Annotated in this window: 17 protein-coding genes; 5 read left to right on the forward strand and 12 right to left on the reverse strand. The window is 65.8% G+C overall.

Features of this window, described 5'->3' with window-relative positions:
* Nucleotides 1-5: 5 nt before the first annotated feature.
* Nucleotides 6-677 carry a spermidine synthase gene (locus tag RMR04_RS20455; protein ID WP_311910193.1) on the forward strand — a complete coding sequence of 224 codons (672 nt, stop codon included), beginning with the start codon at nucleotides 6-8 and terminating at the stop codon, nucleotides 675-677.
* 142 nt (nucleotides 678-819) lie between these two features.
* Here RMR04_RS20455 and RMR04_RS20460 read toward each other — a convergent pair whose 3' ends face one another.
* Complete coding sequence (locus RMR04_RS20460; RefSeq protein WP_311910194.1) at nucleotides 820-1,407, reverse strand: isochorismatase family protein; 588 nt, start codon at nucleotides 1,405-1,407, stop codon at nucleotides 820-822.
* A 96-nt stretch (nucleotides 1,408-1,503) separates the two neighbouring features.
* Between RMR04_RS20460 and RMR04_RS20465 the strand changes: the two genes are divergently transcribed.
* A complete protein-coding gene (locus RMR04_RS20465) occupies nucleotides 1,504-2,160 on the forward strand; it encodes a TetR family transcriptional regulator (RefSeq protein WP_311910195.1) in 657 nt (218 codons plus the stop codon).
* A 55-nt stretch (nucleotides 2,161-2,215) separates the two neighbouring features.
* On the opposite strand, the gene RMR04_RS20470 is transcribed toward RMR04_RS20465, so the two are convergent.
* From RMR04_RS20470 to speB, 3 genes are all read right to left on the reverse strand, one after another.
* On the reverse strand, nucleotides 2,216-2,998 hold the full coding sequence (locus RMR04_RS20470) for a hypothetical protein (protein ID WP_311910197.1): 783 nt from the start codon (nucleotides 2,996-2,998) through the stop codon (nucleotides 2,216-2,218).
* Between the two features lie 421 nt (nucleotides 2,999-3,419).
* Nucleotides 3,420-3,905 carry an Lrp/AsnC family transcriptional regulator gene (locus RMR04_RS20475; RefSeq protein WP_311910198.1) on the reverse strand — a complete coding sequence of 162 codons (486 nt, stop codon included), beginning with the start codon at nucleotides 3,903-3,905 and terminating at the stop codon, nucleotides 3,420-3,422.
* Nucleotides 3,902-4,954: an agmatinase gene (gene speB, locus RMR04_RS20480; protein ID WP_311910199.1), complete on the reverse strand. Its 1,053-nt coding sequence runs from the start codon at nucleotides 4,952-4,954 to the stop codon at nucleotides 3,902-3,904. Before speB ends, RMR04_RS20475 begins: the two co-directional genes overlap by 4 nt.
* Nucleotides 4,955-5,284: 330 nt before the next feature.
* Here speB and RMR04_RS20485 point away from each other — a divergent pair, with 330 nt between their 5' ends.
* From RMR04_RS20485 to RMR04_RS20495, 3 genes are all read left to right on the forward strand, one after another.
* Complete coding sequence (locus RMR04_RS20485; RefSeq protein WP_311910200.1) at nucleotides 5,285-6,370, forward strand: TRAP transporter substrate-binding protein; 1,086 nt, start codon at nucleotides 5,285-5,287, stop codon at nucleotides 6,368-6,370.
* A gap of 388 nt (nucleotides 6,371-6,758) precedes the next feature.
* Nucleotides 6,759-7,865, forward strand: a complete 1,107-nt coding sequence (locus RMR04_RS20490) for a TRAP transporter substrate-binding protein (RefSeq protein ID WP_311910201.1) — start codon at nucleotides 6,759-6,761, stop codon at nucleotides 7,863-7,865.
* Nucleotides 7,866-8,348: 483 nt separating this feature from the next.
* Nucleotides 8,349-8,747: a porin family protein gene (locus tag RMR04_RS20495; protein ID WP_311910202.1), complete on the forward strand. Its 399-nt coding sequence runs from the start codon at nucleotides 8,349-8,351 to the stop codon at nucleotides 8,745-8,747.
* 100 nt (nucleotides 8,748-8,847) lie between these two features.
* On the opposite strand, the gene RMR04_RS20500 is transcribed toward RMR04_RS20495, so the two are convergent.
* The 8 genes from RMR04_RS20500 to RMR04_RS20535 form a co-directional block, all read right to left on the reverse strand.
* Nucleotides 8,848-9,537, reverse strand: coding sequence for a uracil-DNA glycosylase family protein (locus tag RMR04_RS20500; protein ID WP_311910203.1), 690 nt, complete (start codon nucleotides 9,535-9,537; stop codon nucleotides 8,848-8,850).
* Complete coding sequence (locus tag RMR04_RS20505) at nucleotides 9,477-9,911, reverse strand: hypothetical protein (protein WP_311910204.1); 435 nt, start codon at nucleotides 9,909-9,911, stop codon at nucleotides 9,477-9,479. Before RMR04_RS20505 ends, RMR04_RS20500 begins: the two co-directional genes overlap by 61 nt.
* A 35-nt stretch (nucleotides 9,912-9,946) precedes the next feature.
* Nucleotides 9,947-10,447, reverse strand: coding sequence for a hypothetical protein (locus RMR04_RS20510; protein ID WP_311910205.1), 501 nt, complete (start codon nucleotides 10,445-10,447; stop codon nucleotides 9,947-9,949).
* Nucleotides 10,448-11,059, reverse strand: a complete 612-nt coding sequence (locus tag RMR04_RS20515; RefSeq protein ID WP_311910206.1) for a glutathione S-transferase family protein — start codon at nucleotides 11,057-11,059, stop codon at nucleotides 10,448-10,450.
* 576 nt (nucleotides 11,060-11,635) lie between these two features.
* On the reverse strand, nucleotides 11,636-12,439 hold the full coding sequence (locus tag RMR04_RS20520; RefSeq protein ID WP_311910208.1) for an ABC transporter permease: 804 nt from the start codon (nucleotides 12,437-12,439) through the stop codon (nucleotides 11,636-11,638).
* Between the two features lie 8 nt (nucleotides 12,440-12,447).
* Complete coding sequence (locus RMR04_RS20525; RefSeq protein WP_311910209.1) at nucleotides 12,448-13,197, reverse strand: ABC transporter permease; 750 nt, start codon at nucleotides 13,195-13,197, stop codon at nucleotides 12,448-12,450.
* Nucleotides 13,194-14,027 (reverse strand): ABC transporter ATP-binding protein, encoded by an 834-nt coding sequence (locus RMR04_RS20530; protein WP_311910210.1) that lies wholly within the window; start codon nucleotides 14,025-14,027, stop codon nucleotides 13,194-13,196. Before RMR04_RS20530 ends, RMR04_RS20525 begins: the two co-directional genes overlap by 4 nt.
* Nucleotides 14,028-14,038: 11 nt before the next feature.
* Nucleotides 14,039-15,028 carry an ABC transporter substrate-binding protein gene (locus RMR04_RS20535; RefSeq protein ID WP_311910212.1) on the reverse strand — a complete coding sequence of 330 codons (990 nt, stop codon included), beginning with the start codon at nucleotides 15,026-15,028 and terminating at the stop codon, nucleotides 14,039-14,041.
* Between the last annotated feature and the right edge of the window lie 30 nt (nucleotides 15,029-15,058).

Here is a 15,058-nt window from a genome sequence, read left to right on the forward strand (position 1 = left end):
TGCCCGTGATCCCCTGGACCCTGATCGACAGCGCGAAACTGCCCGGCCAGGGCGAGCTTAGGCTGAAGCGGCGCGGCAGCGAATTCTCGATCATGCTCGGCACGAACGAGTTGATGAACAGCCGGCTCAGCGGCTCCGAGGAAGCGCTCGCCACGCTCGCCTGCGCGGGACTGCGGGATGCGCTGCAGCCCCAGATCCTGATCGGCGGGCTCGGCATGGGCTTCACGCTGCGCGCGGCGCTTCAGGTTCTCGGCCCCGGGGCCAGGGTCGAACAGGCCGAGCTGGTGCCCGAGGTCGTCGCCTGGGCGAAGGGGCCGATGGCGGAGGTCTTCGCGGGCTGCCTCGACGATCCCCGCGTCAGCGTGACGGTTGCCGATGTCGGCGCCGTCATCGCCGCCGCACCTGCGCGCTACGACGCCATCCTGCTCGATGTCGACAATGGCCCGGAAGGGCTGACCGTGCCGGCCAATGACGGGCTCTACAGCGAAGCGGGCCTGGATGTCGCGCGCCGCGCCTTGCGCCCCGGCGGCGTGCTCGCCGTCTGGTCGCAAGGGCCGGACCGCCGCTTCACACAGAGGCTGCGGCAGGCGGGTTTTTCGGTCGAGGAGAAGATGGTGCGAGCCAACAAGGGCCGCAGCGGCGCGCGGCATGTGATCTGGCTGGCAGTGCGGCGCTGATCCGGAATCCGTCCTAAAGCGTCATTCTCGGGCTTGCCCCGAGAATCTCATGACCAGAGCGCTCTGGTTTACGAGATGGTCGGGTCAAGCCCGACCATGACGCGCTTCGGATTCCGGGTCTCCGCGGAGTTTCCAAACACTCTCAGGCCTCTCGCCCGAGCGCGGCGATGATGTCGGCGCTGCTGCGGATGCGCGAAACGCGCGGCAGCGTCTTCGTCAGGGCAAATTCATGCATCTCCGCGCCCAGCGACGTCGATGCATCCTGCGCGACGATGACGGCGTAGCCATGCTGCCAGCCATCCCGGGCCGTCGATTCGACCCCGAAATTGGTGGCGATGCCGCCGATCACGATGCTGGTGATGCCGCGCCGCCGCAGTTGCAGGTCGAGCTCGGTGCCGAAGAAGGCGCTCCATTGGCGCTTGACGATGCGGACCGTGGCCGGCAGCGCGGCGATCTCGGGCGCCAGTTCCGACCAGCCGGGAGGAGGCCCGCCTGCCGGCAATTGCATGGGCATGTCGACGGCCTGCGCGAGCCGGTCGCCGCCATCCCCGGAGAACGCGATCGTCACGGTCACGATCGGTGCCGAGGCTGCCAGGAAGGCTTGTCCGAGCCGCTGCGTCGCCGTGACGAGCGTGGCGCGGTCATAGGGCGCCAGCGGCATGGCGAGCGTGCCGTTCTGGACATCGATGAGAACAAGGGCGGTTTTGCCAGGGTCGAGATGAAAGGTCATGGTGATCTCCGGAAGCCGGGGCGTCGCGCTCGGGCAGATTCGGGCCGGGCGGCCCTCGTCAATATGAGACAATCCTCACATTTGTGATTTATGAGAATGGACTCACAAAAGTCAAGCGCAGGCGCGAGCAAGACCGCCAAGGCCAGCAAGGAACCCAGCCGCGGCCGCGGCGTGCAGCGCGTCCAGGCCCTGCTCGACGCCGCATCCGCTGTGTTCGCGGAGACCGGATACGAGGCCGCGACCACGACCGAGATCGCGCGGCGCGCCAAGGCCTCGATCGGCTCGCTCTATCAGTTTTTCCCGACCAAGGAGCATCTGGCGGCAGCGCTACACGCCCGCCATCTCGACAGCCTTGCCGCCGTCTTCGACAGTCTCGCAACTGAGGCGCAAGGCGCGGCCAGCGAGCAAGGCGCGGCCGGCGACGGGATCATCGACGACTTGTTCCAGCGCCTGCTGATCTATCTCGAGGCCAATCCGGCCTTCCTCGTGCTGGGCGAGCGTCGCAGCCTCGATCCGGCGGTCAAGAAGCAGGCGCGGGCGCGGCTGCGCGGCGGCATAGCCGGCCTGCTGCAAAGGATCGAGCCGCCGGTGCCGCGCGAACGGCTTGCGCCTCTGGCGGCGCTGATCCTGCATCTGATCCGCATGGCGGCGATGCTGCGCGCCGACGATGATCTTACCATTCGCGACCCTGCGGTTGCAGAACTGCGCGAGATGCTGCGGCGGCATCTCGCCGCCACGCAGATGAGGGCCTGATCGGCGGGCTCGCCGCAGGGCCGCATGCGACGAAGGCGCCGCCCTGCTGCGACCCTCATTCCAGCCCGCAAAGCCCCTCGCATGACTTGACCGACAGCGCCGCGACGACATCCTTCAGCGGCGCCTGCGCGGCGGGGCTGAGTGCCGTCAGCGCGGACTGGACTGTCGCGACGAGTGCGAGGCGGTCGCCGCGCGTCGTGCCCTTGGCCAGCGCCACGGCGTTTTCGGCAAGGCCATTTGCGAGCACGAGCTGATTCTCCGGGGTCAAGCCAGGGCTGCGGAGCGCAAGCGTTGCCGAGCTGACGATTTCCAGGAGACCCAGGCGCATCGTGCGCAACCCCTGGCGGCGCGCATCATTCATCTCGTCGGGCTTCAATCGCGTGATGAAATCGGCCACGGCCGGCATTGCGGCGGCAATGACCTTGATCAGGAAGACATGCGAGCGGGTGATCTCATCCTGGAACAGCATCGCGTTGCGTGCGGTATCCGGCTGCAGGGCCGGGTCTGCGGAGAACAGCGCATAGGTCTTCATAATCTGGGTTTCCTTCCCCAGGATGTCGAGCAGCAGGGGAATGTCGTTGGATGCATAGGGCGGCCGGCCGAGGATGGCCGGGGCGTTCCACAGCGCTGCCAGCACCTTGGCGTCTGCGGGATCGCTCCATCGCGGCAGGGTTCCGCTCGCCCGTCTCTGGCGCGTCAGCGCGTCCATGGCGGAAAAAGCCGCGTTCAATTGGGCCGGCCCCGATGCCGGCACCTCCGCCCACGCCTTCCAGCCGGGGGCGGCCAGCAGCGAGGCGAGCAGCAGGAGCTTGATCGGGAGGGATAATTTCGCTGTCATCTCGTCATCTCATCTCGCTGCGTCGCGAAGGCAGATCGGCGCGGCGTTAGAGCAACGGGTTTTGAGACCGATTTATGGCTGAGGCTGCGTTGCATGGTCAGGCGCGGAACCTCGACGGAGAACCCTCTCCAATCCAAGTCGGATGTTTCCGACTTGGATCACGATGGATGCCAATCTCGGGCAAGCCCGAGATTGGTGGGAGAGGGCAGGGTGAGGGGTCGGCCACTTGACGCTTTGGCCGTGACCTCACCGCTGCCTCGCTGTGAGGTTTCCACACAACTGGTCCAGGGGCCGACACCTCACCCCTGCCCCTCTCACTGAACTCGGGCCTGCCCGAGTTCAGTACTCAGAGTGTCGAAGTCGGGTAGACCCGACTTCGATGCAGGAGAGGGGTTCCCCGCGCCCTGCGCTCGCAGGCGCGCTACTCCTCGCCCAGCGGATAGCCCTCGAACTCCTTCAGCGCCTTGAGCGCAAAGGTGGTGGCGATTCTCGCCACGCCGAGCTGCGCGTCGGCGAGCCAGGCGCCGGTCAATTCCTCATAATCGGCCAGCGAGGCCGCGACGATCCGGGCGAGATAGTCGGCCTCGCCGCTGACGACCTGGACCTCGACCACGTCGGGACTGCTCTTCAGCACCTTCTCGACACGCTCGCGCCGACCGACCGAATGGTCGCGCAAGGAGATCTGGGCGAAGGCGACGATGGCGTGGCCGGCAAGCTCCGGCGCGAGCCGGGCGCCATAACCCCGGATCAGGCCCGACGTCTCCAGCTTTCGCACGCGCTCGAGGCAGGGCCGGGCGGAGAGCCCGACCCGCTCGGAGAGGGCCTGGTTGGTGATGCGCCCCTCCCCGCGCAGGATCGCGATGATCCGGCGGTCGATCGCGTCGAGTGTCAGTGTCTTGCGCTTCACGGCCTGCCCTTGCCCGCGGCGCGGGCTTCCGCGATCAGGCACAATTCGGTGAAGAGCACCTGCGCCGCGCATTGGGCGGTGTTGGAGGTCGCATCATATTGCGGCGCGACCTCGACCACGTCGGCGGCGACGATGTCGGCGCCCTTCAGCCCGCGCAGGATGGCGAGCGCCTCGCGTGGGGTGAGCCCGCCGACCTCGGGCGTGCCGGTGCCGGGCGCAAAGGCCGGATCGAGCGAATCGACATCGAAGGAGACGTAAGTCGGCCCGTCGCCGATGACGGCAAGCGCCTTGGCGATGACGGCGTCGAGCCCGAGTTCGTCGACCTCATTAGCGTGGATCACGGTCATGCCGCTCTCATAGGAGAACTCCCAGAGATATTCGGCCCCGCCGCGGATGCCGATCTGGATCACGCGGCTGGGATCGAGCACGCCGTCGAGCACCGCCTGCCGGAACGGGCCGCCATGGTGGAACTTCGAGCCCTCATAGGGTCCCGAAGTATCGCAATGGGCGTCGATATGGACCATGCCGACCGGGCGCTTCTCGCCGACCGCCCGCATGATCGGATAGGTGATGGAATGATCGCCGCCGACGGCGAGCGGCGAGACGCCAGCCTTCACGATGGTCTTGAAGGTCGCCTCGATGTCCTCATGGCAGCTTTCCAACGAATAGCGCGAGCGGAACGGCACGTCGCCGATATCGGCCACTTTCAGCAGGCCGAACGGGGCCGTGCCCAGGACATGGTCCATCGGCCCCATGCGCTCGACGGCGCGCACGGCGCGGGGGCCGAGCCGCGTGCCGGCGCGGTTGGTGACGCCGAGATCCATCGGCAGGCCGATGATCGCGACATCGAGGCCGCCGAGATCGGGCAGGCTCAGCGCATCCGGCCTATAGGGCGCGCTGATGAAGGTCGCGACGTCGGAGAACGGCCATTTGCGCTTGTCGCCCTTGAACTGGTCGGCGGCGACCTTGGCGAAGCGCGGATCGTGGATATCGGCCCCGCTCGCGCCGGCATAGCGCGCCCTCAGCAGGCTGAGTTTATCCTGGTCCATATCGCGCCTCTTTCGCATTTCGTCCGCATCAGATCGGGCGGAGGTTGACCGCATGCGTGAAAAGTTTCATGCGCTCCTGGCGCAGCCGTGCCATGTTCCAGGCGCAATTGTCGAGCCCGCAGGATTGCCCGACGGTCACCAGATGTTTGGGGAGATGTGCGAGAAAAACGTGCAAGTATAGGGCCGAACACAAGAGCGCGTTGCACCAAAGAACAATGCGCCCGGCCTTGATGATTGCTGCCGCCAGCCATCATTGTCCTGAAACACCGCAGGATGGGAGCAAACCCGTCTGCGTATCATTTTGCTGAAATCCCGGAGGAGATGTTCCAAATGAAGCGTCGTCAATTCATCCAGACCGCCACTGTCGGCGCAGCCGCCGCAGCGGTCGCCATGCCGGCCGTCGCACAGTCGAACCCAGAAGTGAAATGGCGCCTGGCGTCGAGCTTCCCGAAATCGCTCGACACGATCTATGGCGCCGCCGAGGTCATGGCCAAGATGGTCTCCGACCTGACCGACGGCAAATTCCAGATCCAGGTCTTCGCCGCCGGCGAAATCGTGCCCGCGCTGCAGGCCGCCGACGCCGTGACCAACAACACCGTCGAGATGTGCCACACGGTGTCGTATTATTATGTCGGCAAGGATCCGACCTTCGCGATCGCGGCCTCGGTGCCCTTCGGCCTCAATGCGCGGGGCCAGAACGCCTGGCTCTACCAGGGCGGCGGCAACGAGCTGTTCAACGAGTTCTACAAGAAGTTCAACATCTACGGCCTGCCCTGCGGCAATACCGGCGCGCAGATGGGCGGCTGGTTCCGCAAGGAGATCAAGACCGTCGCCGACTTGCAGGGCATCAAGATGCGCATCGGTGGCATCGCCGGGCAGGTGCTACAGAAGCTTGGTGTCGTGCCGCAGCAGATCGGCGGCGGCGACATCTACCCCGCACTGGAAAAGGGCACCATCGACGGCGCCGAATGGGTCGGCCCCTATGACGACGAGAAGCTCGGCTTCGCCAAGGTCGCGCCGTACTACTATTATCCGGGCTTCTGGGAGGGTGGGCCGACGGTCCACGCCTTCGTCAACGTGGAGAAGTGGAATTCGCTGCCCAAGGCCTACCAGGCCGCGCTGACCGCCGCCTGCACCTATGCCAACAACTGGATGGCGGCGAAGTACGACGTCGTGAACCCGCCGGCGCTGAAGCGCCTCGTCGGTGCCGGCACGCAATTGCGCCCGTTCTCCCAGGAGATCCTGGAGGCCTGTCTCAAGGCCTCGAACGAGCTCTATGCCGAGATCTCGGCCAAGAACCCCGACTTCAAGAAAGCGATCGAATCCATGGCCGCTTTCCGCGGAGACCATTATCTCTGGTGGCAGGTCGCGGAACTCACCTTCGATGTCTTTCAGGTGCGTACGCGCTCCCGCTGAGGCAGGGGCCGCGCTTCAGCGCGGCCCTTCCACTGCGACGACGTCCGCTTCAGCGCGGCCTTTCCACTGCGACGACGGCCGCACTCCGGCGCGGCCTTTCCCTTCAACGACGCTTCGTCCTCAAAGCCCGGCAGGTTGCCGGGCTTTTTTCATGTCCCGGGCTTTTTTCATGTCCAAGGATTGCGTAGAGGCCCCGGAATGCCCCTGCCCCACCGGGAATGCCTGCTCTTGCGCGCAAAGGTGGTGGATTTCGAAATAGATATGCTATTTTTGCATGATCGCCATGCTGTTTTCGCTTGCACTGGTGAAAAGACCTGCTTTGTTTGTGGGAATGCGAAGACTGGGCAAACCCGGCGCGCGCACCGTCTTTGAGGGAGGACAGGTCCAGATGAAGCGTCGTCAATTTCTGAAGACGGCAGGAGCCGGCGCGGCCGTCGGCATGGGTGCCGGTGTGATCGCGAGCCCGGCCATCGCGCAAGCGCTGCCCGAGGTGAAGTGGCGCGTCACCTCATCCTTCCCGAAATCGCTCGACACGATCTATGGCGCTTCGGAAATCCTGGCCAAGGCCGTCTCGGAGGCGACCGACGGCAAGTTCCAGATCCAGGTCTTCGCCGCCGGCGAGATCGTGCCCGGGCTGCAGGCCGCAGACGCTGTCACCAACGGCACCGTCGAGATGTGCCACACCGCGTCCTATTACTATGTCGGCAAGGATCCGACCTACGCCTTCGGCACGGCCGTGCCCTTCGGCCTCAACGCCCGCCAGCAGAATGCCTGGTTCTACCATGGCGGCGGCATGGAGCTGCTCAACGAGTTCTACAAGAAGGCCAATATCTACGCCCTGCCCGGCGGCAATACCGGCTGCCAGATGGGCGGCTGGTTCCGCAAGGAGATCAAGACCGTCGCCGACATGCAGGGCGTCAAGATGCGCATCGGCGGCTTCGCCGGGCAGGTGATGAGCAAGCTCGGCGTGGTGCCGCAGCAGATCGCCGGCGGCGACATCTATCCGGCCCTGGAAAAGGGCACGATCGACGCGGCCGAATGGGTCGGGCCGGCCGATGACGAGAAGCTCGGCTTCAACAAGGTCGCGCCCTATTACTATTATCCGGGCTGGTGGGAGGGCGGCGCGGCGCTGCATTTCTTCATCAACACGGCGAAATGGGACGCCTTGCCGAAACTCTACAAATCGGTCCTGACCACGGCCGCGGCGCTCGCCAATGTCGACATGCAAGCCAAATACGACGCCCGCAATCCGGCCGCGCTGAAGCGCCTCGTGGGTGCGGGCGCGCAGTTGCGGCCCTTCTCCCAGGAGATCATGGAAGCCTGCCTCAAGGCCTCGAAGGAGGTCTATGCCGAGACCTCTGCCAAGAACGCCGATTTCAAGAAGATCTACGAGGCGATGTCCGCCTTCCGCGGCGACCAGTATCTCTGGTTCCAGATCGCCGAATATTCCTATGACAATTTCCTGATCCGCGCGCGCGCGGCCAATCAGCTCTGAAAAGAGCGACCGGCCAGTTCTCTGGCCCAACTCGAAGCCTGACGAACCCCGGCCGCAAGGCCGGGGTTTTTCCTTGGAGCCCGTTTGAGATTCACTCAGCCCTCATCCTGAAGGCCTGGCCGGAAATGAAATCTAGGATTTCGATGGCTCAGCGTTGACTACCCCTGCGCCGTCATTCCGGACGCAGCGAAGCGGAGATCCGGAATCCATCGTAGAGTTCGGTGGCCTCCGATGGATTCCGGATCTGCGCCGCGACGCGGCTTGTCCGGAATGACGGCGCGGGTGATAGCAAGCGAACGGAGGTTCTTGATATCGCTCGATTCATGTCCGGTCAGGCTCCGAGGAGCCATTCCGGCAGGAATGGCGCCTCGAAGGATGAGGGCTGGAATGATCGATCTGTCTCTTAATCCAAGGCCCGCGGCCATGGCTTTGCCGGAATTCTGTCGTTACCATCGCCGCATGGCGCATCCGAAGGTCCCGACCGTGCTCATCCGATTCCCTGCATTCGCGCTGCTGGCATTAGCGACGCTCGCGGTCGCGCCCGCTCCCGCCATGGCGCAAGTCATCGGCGAGCCGATTCCCGGGCAAAGCACGACGACCTCCAAGGCGACGCCCTGGAAACCCAATAAGACCGCCCGGCCCTGCCCCGAATACGGCCCGGGCTTCGTGCGCATGGAAGGCAGCACGGCCTGCGTGCGTCTCGGCGGCTCGGTCGCCGTCGAATACGGCGTCCGCACGGGCGGCCGGAGCGGCTCGGCGGCAACAGCCGGCGTGCGTCTCGAAACTCGCGACCAGACGACACTCGGCCCGGTCAGCACCGTCATCCAGGCCAGGGGCCGTATCGACCGCGGGCTCGACGGCTACGCTTACGGCTATCGCTGAGCTGGCAAGGACACCGGCGCATCCTGCTCTCATACCAACGGCGTTTGAGGCCGGCTCATGGCCGTGGCTCCGCCGTCGCTCAGCGCTGAAGGCCGTCAGTTTAACTCTTCGAAACGAGCCGTGCGATCTCGGCGCGCAGGACCGGCACCAGCTCCGCCTCGAACCAGGGATTGCGCGTCAGCCAGGCATTGTTGCGCCAGGAGGGGTGCGGCAAGGGCAGCACGCGCGGCATGACCGGCCGCGCCAGGATTTCGCGCCAGCTCGCCATCGTCTGGGACAGCGAGGCACCCTGGCTCGGCCCCAGATGCCAGGCCTGGGCATAGCGGCCGATCGCCAGCACCAGTTCGATCTCCGGCAGCGCCGCGAGGACTAGGCTGCGCCAATGCGGCGCGCATTCGCGGCGCGGCGGCCGGTCGCCGCCCTTGGCGTCGAGACCGGGGAAGCAATGCCCCATCGGCACGATCGCGACGCTCGCCTCATCGTAGAAGGCGGCCTCGTCGAGCCCGAGCCAGTGGCGCAAACGGACGCCGGAGGGATCGGTGAAGGGCCTGCCGCTGGCATGGACGCGCGTGCCCGGCGCTTGCCCGGCAATGCAGAGCCTGGCTGTCACGCTCGCCTGGATCACCGGGCGCGGCTCATGCGGGAGGGGCGGCGGATAAAGCGGGGCGTCGCGGCAGATCCGGCAGGCGCGCAAATCCCGCAGCACCGCCTCGAGCGGCTCCGCCTGGCTCACCGCCGCGCCAGCCGGGAGCGGCCGGGCGCGCGCGAGATCAGCCCGTCGCAGGTCCATTGCGCGGCCCCAGTACCAAAGCCATGCGGATCGCCGGGCTCGATGGTGGCGATGCCGTTGATGCGCCCGCTCGGCCGGCTGCGCAGCACATAGAGCCGGCCGCTCAATTCCACCGTGAAGCAATAGGTCCGGCGCGTTTCGGTGGGTCCATAGTAGTAGCAGACCGCGTCCGCCGTGGTGATCCAGCAGGCGTCCGTATTGGCGACATTGCGGTTGTGGCCGCTGGCGCGGCCATCGGGGTGGTGGAATTCGCTGAAGGGCAGGTTGTTGCTGGAATAGCGGCCGCTCACCGTATTCCCCTCGAACGCCTTGCGGATGGCGTCGCCGCTCAAGCGCTCAGCCGCACGGCCGACGGCACTGACAGGAACCGACAAGACCAGGATCAGAGCAGCGCAAGCGAGCCGCCGCATCATCGGGACGCGAACCGGCGCCGCGACATCGGCAGGGCCGGCGCCCGCGAGATCAGCCCGTCGCAATACCAGGGCGCGCCATTGTCGCTGTGCTTGCGCGGATTGCCGAGCTCGACCGTCGCAAACGCGTTGATCTGGCCGTTGGAGACGTTGCGCAGCACATAGAGCTTCTCGGTGGCCTCGACGGTGAAGCAATGCACCGTGCGGTCGGTCGGCGGGCCATAGTAATAGCAGACCTGATCCTCCTTGGTGATCCAGCAGGCGTCCTTGTTGGGTTGCCAGCCATTATGGCCAAGCGCGCGCCCATCCGTGTCATGATATTCGGTGAAGAAGCCGCCATTGGTATAGCGGCCACTGACCGTGTTGCCCTCAAAAGCGCGCTTGATCGCCTCGCCGGTCAGTCGCTCGGCGGCGGAGGCGGGTGATACCAGCGCCAGTGATGCCAGCGCCAATGTTGTCGGCGCCAATGTTGCCAGCACTAAGACGACGATCGCGCGCATTCAGGCCTTCCAACTCGGGCGCGCTGAGAGCTCAGTGTGCCAGCGGCGGATATGGACGAAATCCTCGGGCAGCGAAATACGCGAGGGCTTCATGAAGTCGATCGCGATGCCGGCCGTGATATCCGCAACCGTCAGCGTCTCCCCGCAGACGAAGCGGTTGCCGGCGAGCTGGAGCTCGAGAATCCAGAGATGATCCTCGATCTGCTCGCGATTGGCCTCGGCCCATTCGGGAACCTGATCCTCCAGCTCCGCCATCGAGGGGTGGCTGTGGCGGAAGACGGCGGAGACGCTGCTGAACAGGCCAAGCTCGACGCGGCGATTCCACATCTCGGCCAGCGCCTGCTGCTTCGGATCGACCCCGAACAGCGGCGGCTGCGGATGGAGGCTCTCGACATAGCGGCAGATCGCAATGGTCTCGGCCAGCGCGGTGCCGTCGTCGAGCACGAGCACCGGCAGCCGCTGCAGCGGGTTGATGCGCGTGAAGCTTTCGCTCCTGTGCTCCTTTTTCGCGATATCCACCGGCACGAGCTCGGGCAGAGTCACGCCCTTCTCGGCGAAGAAAATCCGCACCCGCCGTGGATTGGGCGCCCGCCCGCCATCATAGAGCTTCATCGAAGACCCCTCCCTTTCGCGGGCCGACCCGACCATGGCGAGGCCTTGGCGGTCAACAGGATGACGCCATTTCATGATCGATGTTTGGCGATGATTTGAAAACAGCCCTCATCCTGAGGAGCCGCGGCACGCGGCGTCTCGAAGGATGCTCCAGATGGTTCGGGAGCCTCTTGGAGCATCCTTCGAGACGCCATTCCTAAGCTGCATCGGCCCGAAAAGTGGGAACCGGTTTTCGGGACAAGCCGATGCAGGATCAAAGCCCTACAACATCAGGCCGAATACGATATTCTGCCTGATGTTGTAGGGGGAATGGCTCCTCAGGATGAGGGCTCGCGGAGTTTCCAAACGGCTCTCAGATCAGGCCGTCCAGGCACGGAACCACACCGTCATCCTGGACAAGCCGCGTCAGCGGCGCAGCTCCGGGATCCATCGTAGAGCCGACTCCTTGATTCAAGAATCCGCCCTCCGATGGATCCCGGGAGGCCCTTCGGGCGCCCAGGATGACGGTGCGGTTCCCAAGCGCAACTAGCGCAATGCTTTTGCGAAAAACCGGTTCCCGCTTTTCCGCATCCCGCTCTACCGGCCGGCCGAGCGGTGGCGGATCGCGCGCTCCAGCGACAGCAGCCCGCCATTCGCCAGCACCGCGAAGAGCGCCAGAAACACGCCGATCGCCATGATCGTGTCGAGATCGCCCAGGCCCATCGCGTTGACGGCGGTGAAGCCCAGGCCTCGTTTTGACGCGAACATCTCGCCGATCAAGACGCCGAGCAGGCTCAGCGAGAAACCGATCCGGATGCCGGCGACGAGCTCGGGAATGATCGCGGGCAGCACGACGGAGCGCACCGCCTCGAACGCGCTGAGCCGCATCACCTTGGCCGTGCGCAGATAGACCGGCTTCAATTGGGTGATGGCGTTGCGCGTCAGGAGCGTGATCGGCACGAGCCCATGCATGATGCCGAAGGCGACCTTCGCCGGCATTCCAAGCCCGAAGATCAGCAGGACCAGCGGATACAGCGTCACCTTCGGCAGCGAGTAGAAGGTCACCAGGATCGGCTCCATCACCTCGCCCACCGGCCGCAGCAAAGCGAGCACGACGCCGAGCCCGATGCCGAGCACGATCGACAGGACGAGCGCCCAGGCGAAGGCCGTGCCGGTCTCGACGACGTCGAGCCAGAAGCGGCCGCTCCCCATCAGCACGACGAGCCGCGCCAGGGTCGCGGCGGGCGAACTGATCGCGCCCGATGCGGTGGCAAGGTGCAGGCCCTGCCAGCACAGGATCAGGACCAGGGCCAGCACGATCGGCGGCACGATGTTTCGCAAGGCTCCGCCTGGCAGGGTTTGGCTCGACAGGGCTTTGCTCGCCAGGGGTTTGCTCGCCATCTTGGACCTCAGCGGCGCAGGCGCGATTGCAGGCGGCGGTCGAGCCTGTCGAGCGTCATGTTGACGAGCGTGACCGCGATCACGATCAGCAGCATCAGCCCGTACATCTGCCGGTTCTCGAAATTGTTGTAGGCATAGGCGATGGCGTAGCCGAGCCCGTCGCCCGACAGGATGAACTCCGAGGCGATGACGCCGATGAAGGAGTAGGCCACGCTCAGCCGCGCCCCGGTGAAGAAATACGGCGCCGCCGCCGGCAGCTGGATCATGAGCGCGGTCTTGACCGGCGACAGGCGCATGATCCGGGCGGTGCGCAGCAGCACGGTCGGAATCCGGTCGAGGCCGTTCATCGTGGCGGTGATCATCGCCACGATCGAGAGCAGCACGGCGATGGCGATGATGGCGGCACTGTTGACGCCGAACAGCACGATGAAGACCGGGTAGAAGATGAAGGTCGGGACGGCGTAGTAGCTGGCGAGATAGGGCTCGACCGCGCGCCGCAGAAAATCGCTGGCATGGATCGCGACGCCCAGCACGAACCCCGCCGCAATCGAGATCACGACCGAGATCATCACATTGGTCAGGGTCAGGGCGATCGCGCGGTTGAACTCGCCCGACCACAGGATGTCGCGGAGGCTGCCGACCATCTCGCTGGGCGGGATGATCACGGTCCTGGCGACCCAGCCCAAGGCGCAGGCCAGTTCCAGCGCCAGCACGCAGGCCAGCACGACGGCCAGGGTGACGAGCGCACGATATCTCATCGCGGTCCGGCGCCTTGCGTCTGCATGTGCTTCATCGTCTCAGTGCGCAGCTTCTCCCAGATCCGGCCGGTCATCTCGCCGAAGCGCGGATCGGCGACGATCCGGCTGTCGCGGTCGCTGGGCCAGCCGGTCTCGATGATGTCGATGAACAGGCCCGGCCGCGCCGACATCACCCCGACGCGGTCGGCCAGCATCGCGGCCTCGTCCAGCGAATGCGTGATCAGAAGCACGGTAGCCCTGGTCTCGCGCCAGAGCCGCAACAATTCGTCGCCCATGATCAGCCGGGTCTGCTGGTCGAGCGCGCCGAAGGGCTCGTCGAGCAGGATCAGCCGCGGCTGCAGCACGAGCGTGCGGGCGATGCAGACGCGCTGCCGCATCCCGCCCGAGAGCTGCGCCGGATAGGATTGCCGGAAATCGCGCAGGCCCATGAAGCCGACGGCGTAATCGACGCGGCGGTCGATCTCGGCCTGGTCGATACCGGCCCGCTTCAGGCCGAAGGCGACATTGGCCTCGACCGTCAGCCAGGGAAACGAGGCGTCCTCCTGGAAGACGACGCCGATGCCATCGGGCACGCCGGCGATCGGCTTGCCCTCGAAGCTCGCCGTGCCTTCGCTGGGCGGGTTCAGCCCCGCCAGCACGTCGAGCAGCGTCGATTTTCCGCAGCCCGACGGGCCGACGACCGAGAAGAACTCGCCCTGCCGGAGGTCGAGATCGATCGGCCCCAGCGCATGCAGCGTCTTAGCCCCGCCGGGGAAGCGGTAATGGCGCGTCACGCCCCTGAGGCTCGCGGCCGGCGGCTCCGCGGCTTTCGGCGCGTCGCGTGACGCCATGGCCAGGACCGTCATTGGTCGGCCTTGAGGTCGGCCGGCAGGAAGGAGCGGTCGATCAGCGCCCCCCAATCCGGCAGGGCCGATATCTCGCCGACGAGCTTGAGGCCCTCGCCGATCCGGTTCAGCTCGGCCATGCTGAAGGCGCCCTCGCTCCACATCTGCGGCTCGATCATGTTCAGCATCGCGACCTTGGCTAGGACCGGGTCCATGTTGAACTGCTTGGCGACCATGTCGGAGGCGGCTTCCGGCGCGCGGTAGATCGCCTGCACGCCCATGCGGCGGCCGGCGATCAGGGCCTTCAGCTGCTCAGGGTTGGCCTTGGCGAAGTCGCGGGTGGTGATGCCGACCGAGGTCGTCATCGCCGGCAGCAGGCCTTTCGCCGCGATCACCGTGCGGTAGCGGTCCTTGCGCAGGATCGAGAGCGGCTCGATCAGGACGGCAGCCGAGACGGCTCCCTGCTCCAGCATGGTCAGCCCCTGCGTATAGCCGCCGGACGCGATGCGCTGGATCTTCGAGGCGTCGATGCCTTTCGCCGCCAGCTCCATCAGGAAGACCATTTCGGAGGTCGATTTCGGCGAGGTGATCGCGACCTTCTTGCCGATGAGGTCCTCGAGGCTCTTGATCTCCGAATTCGGCATCGTCACCAGGCTGGCCTCGGCGACCGTGCGGGTGCCGGAATGGATCAGCACGACCGGCAGCCCCTGCCTGGCGGCCGCCAGCGCTGCGGCCGTGGCGACCTCGCCATAGGGCACATCGCTCGCCAGGATGTTGCGAACGCTCGTGCCGCCGCCGCCCGAGCCGACCACGCCGGTCACATCGATGCCGGCCTTCTTGAAATCGCCCTGCTCGATTGCAACAGCCACGGGAGCGCCATAGAGGCTGGCGCCCCATTGCGTGATCGAGATTTCGACCGCGCCGGCCGCGCCGGACAGGATCGACGTCGCGGCGAAGGCGAGCGCCCCCACCAGGGATCGAGCGCTCCTGCGTGTCCTGAAAGCCATACGATTTCTCCCGAAAATCGCCGCCCGTGC

Source organism: Bosea sp. 685 (assembly GCF_031884435.1).
Taxonomy (GTDB): Bacteria; Pseudomonadota; Alphaproteobacteria; order Rhizobiales; family Beijerinckiaceae; genus Allobosea.

Coding starts and splice junctions, on each gene's coding strand:
- RMR04_RS20500 (WP_311910203.1), bottom strand. CDS start 9,537: ATGGACCTGCGACGGGCTGATCTCGCGCGCGCCCGGCCGCTCCCGGCT.
- RMR04_RS20490 (WP_311910201.1), top strand. CDS start 6,759: ATGAAGCGTCGTCAATTTCTGAAGACGGCAGGAGCCGGCGCGGCCGTC.
- RMR04_RS20470 (WP_311910197.1), bottom strand. CDS start 2,998: ATGACAGCGAAATTATCCCTCCCGATCAAGCTCCTGCTGCTCGCCTCG.
- RMR04_RS20520 (WP_311910208.1), bottom strand. CDS start 12,439: ATGGCGAGCAAACCCCTGGCGAGCAAAGCCCTGTCGAGCCAAACCCTG.
- RMR04_RS20535 (WP_311910212.1), bottom strand. CDS start 15,028: ATGGCTTTCAGGACACGCAGGAGCGCTCGATCCCTGGTGGGGGCGCTC.
- RMR04_RS20525 (WP_311910209.1), bottom strand. CDS start 13,197: ATGAGATATCGTGCGCTCGTCACCCTGGCCGTCGTGCTGGCCTGCGTG.
- RMR04_RS20515 (WP_311910206.1), bottom strand. CDS start 11,059: ATGAAGCTCTATGATGGCGGGCGGGCGCCCAATCCACGGCGGGTGCGG.
- RMR04_RS20510 (WP_311910205.1), bottom strand. CDS start 10,447: ATGCGCGCGATCGTCGTCTTAGTGCTGGCAACATTGGCGCCGACAACA.
- RMR04_RS20485 (WP_311910200.1), top strand. CDS start 5,285: ATGAAGCGTCGTCAATTCATCCAGACCGCCACTGTCGGCGCAGCCGCC.
- RMR04_RS20465 (WP_311910195.1), top strand. CDS start 1,504: ATGGACTCACAAAAGTCAAGCGCAGGCGCGAGCAAGACCGCCAAGGCC.
- RMR04_RS20530 (WP_311910210.1), bottom strand. CDS start 14,027: ATGGCGTCACGCGACGCGCCGAAAGCCGCGGAGCCGCCGGCCGCGAGC.
- speB (WP_311910199.1), bottom strand. CDS start 4,954: ATGGACCAGGATAAACTCAGCCTGCTGAGGGCGCGCTATGCCGGCGCG.
- RMR04_RS20460 (WP_311910194.1), bottom strand. CDS start 1,407: ATGACCTTTCATCTCGACCCTGGCAAAACCGCCCTTGTTCTCATCGAT.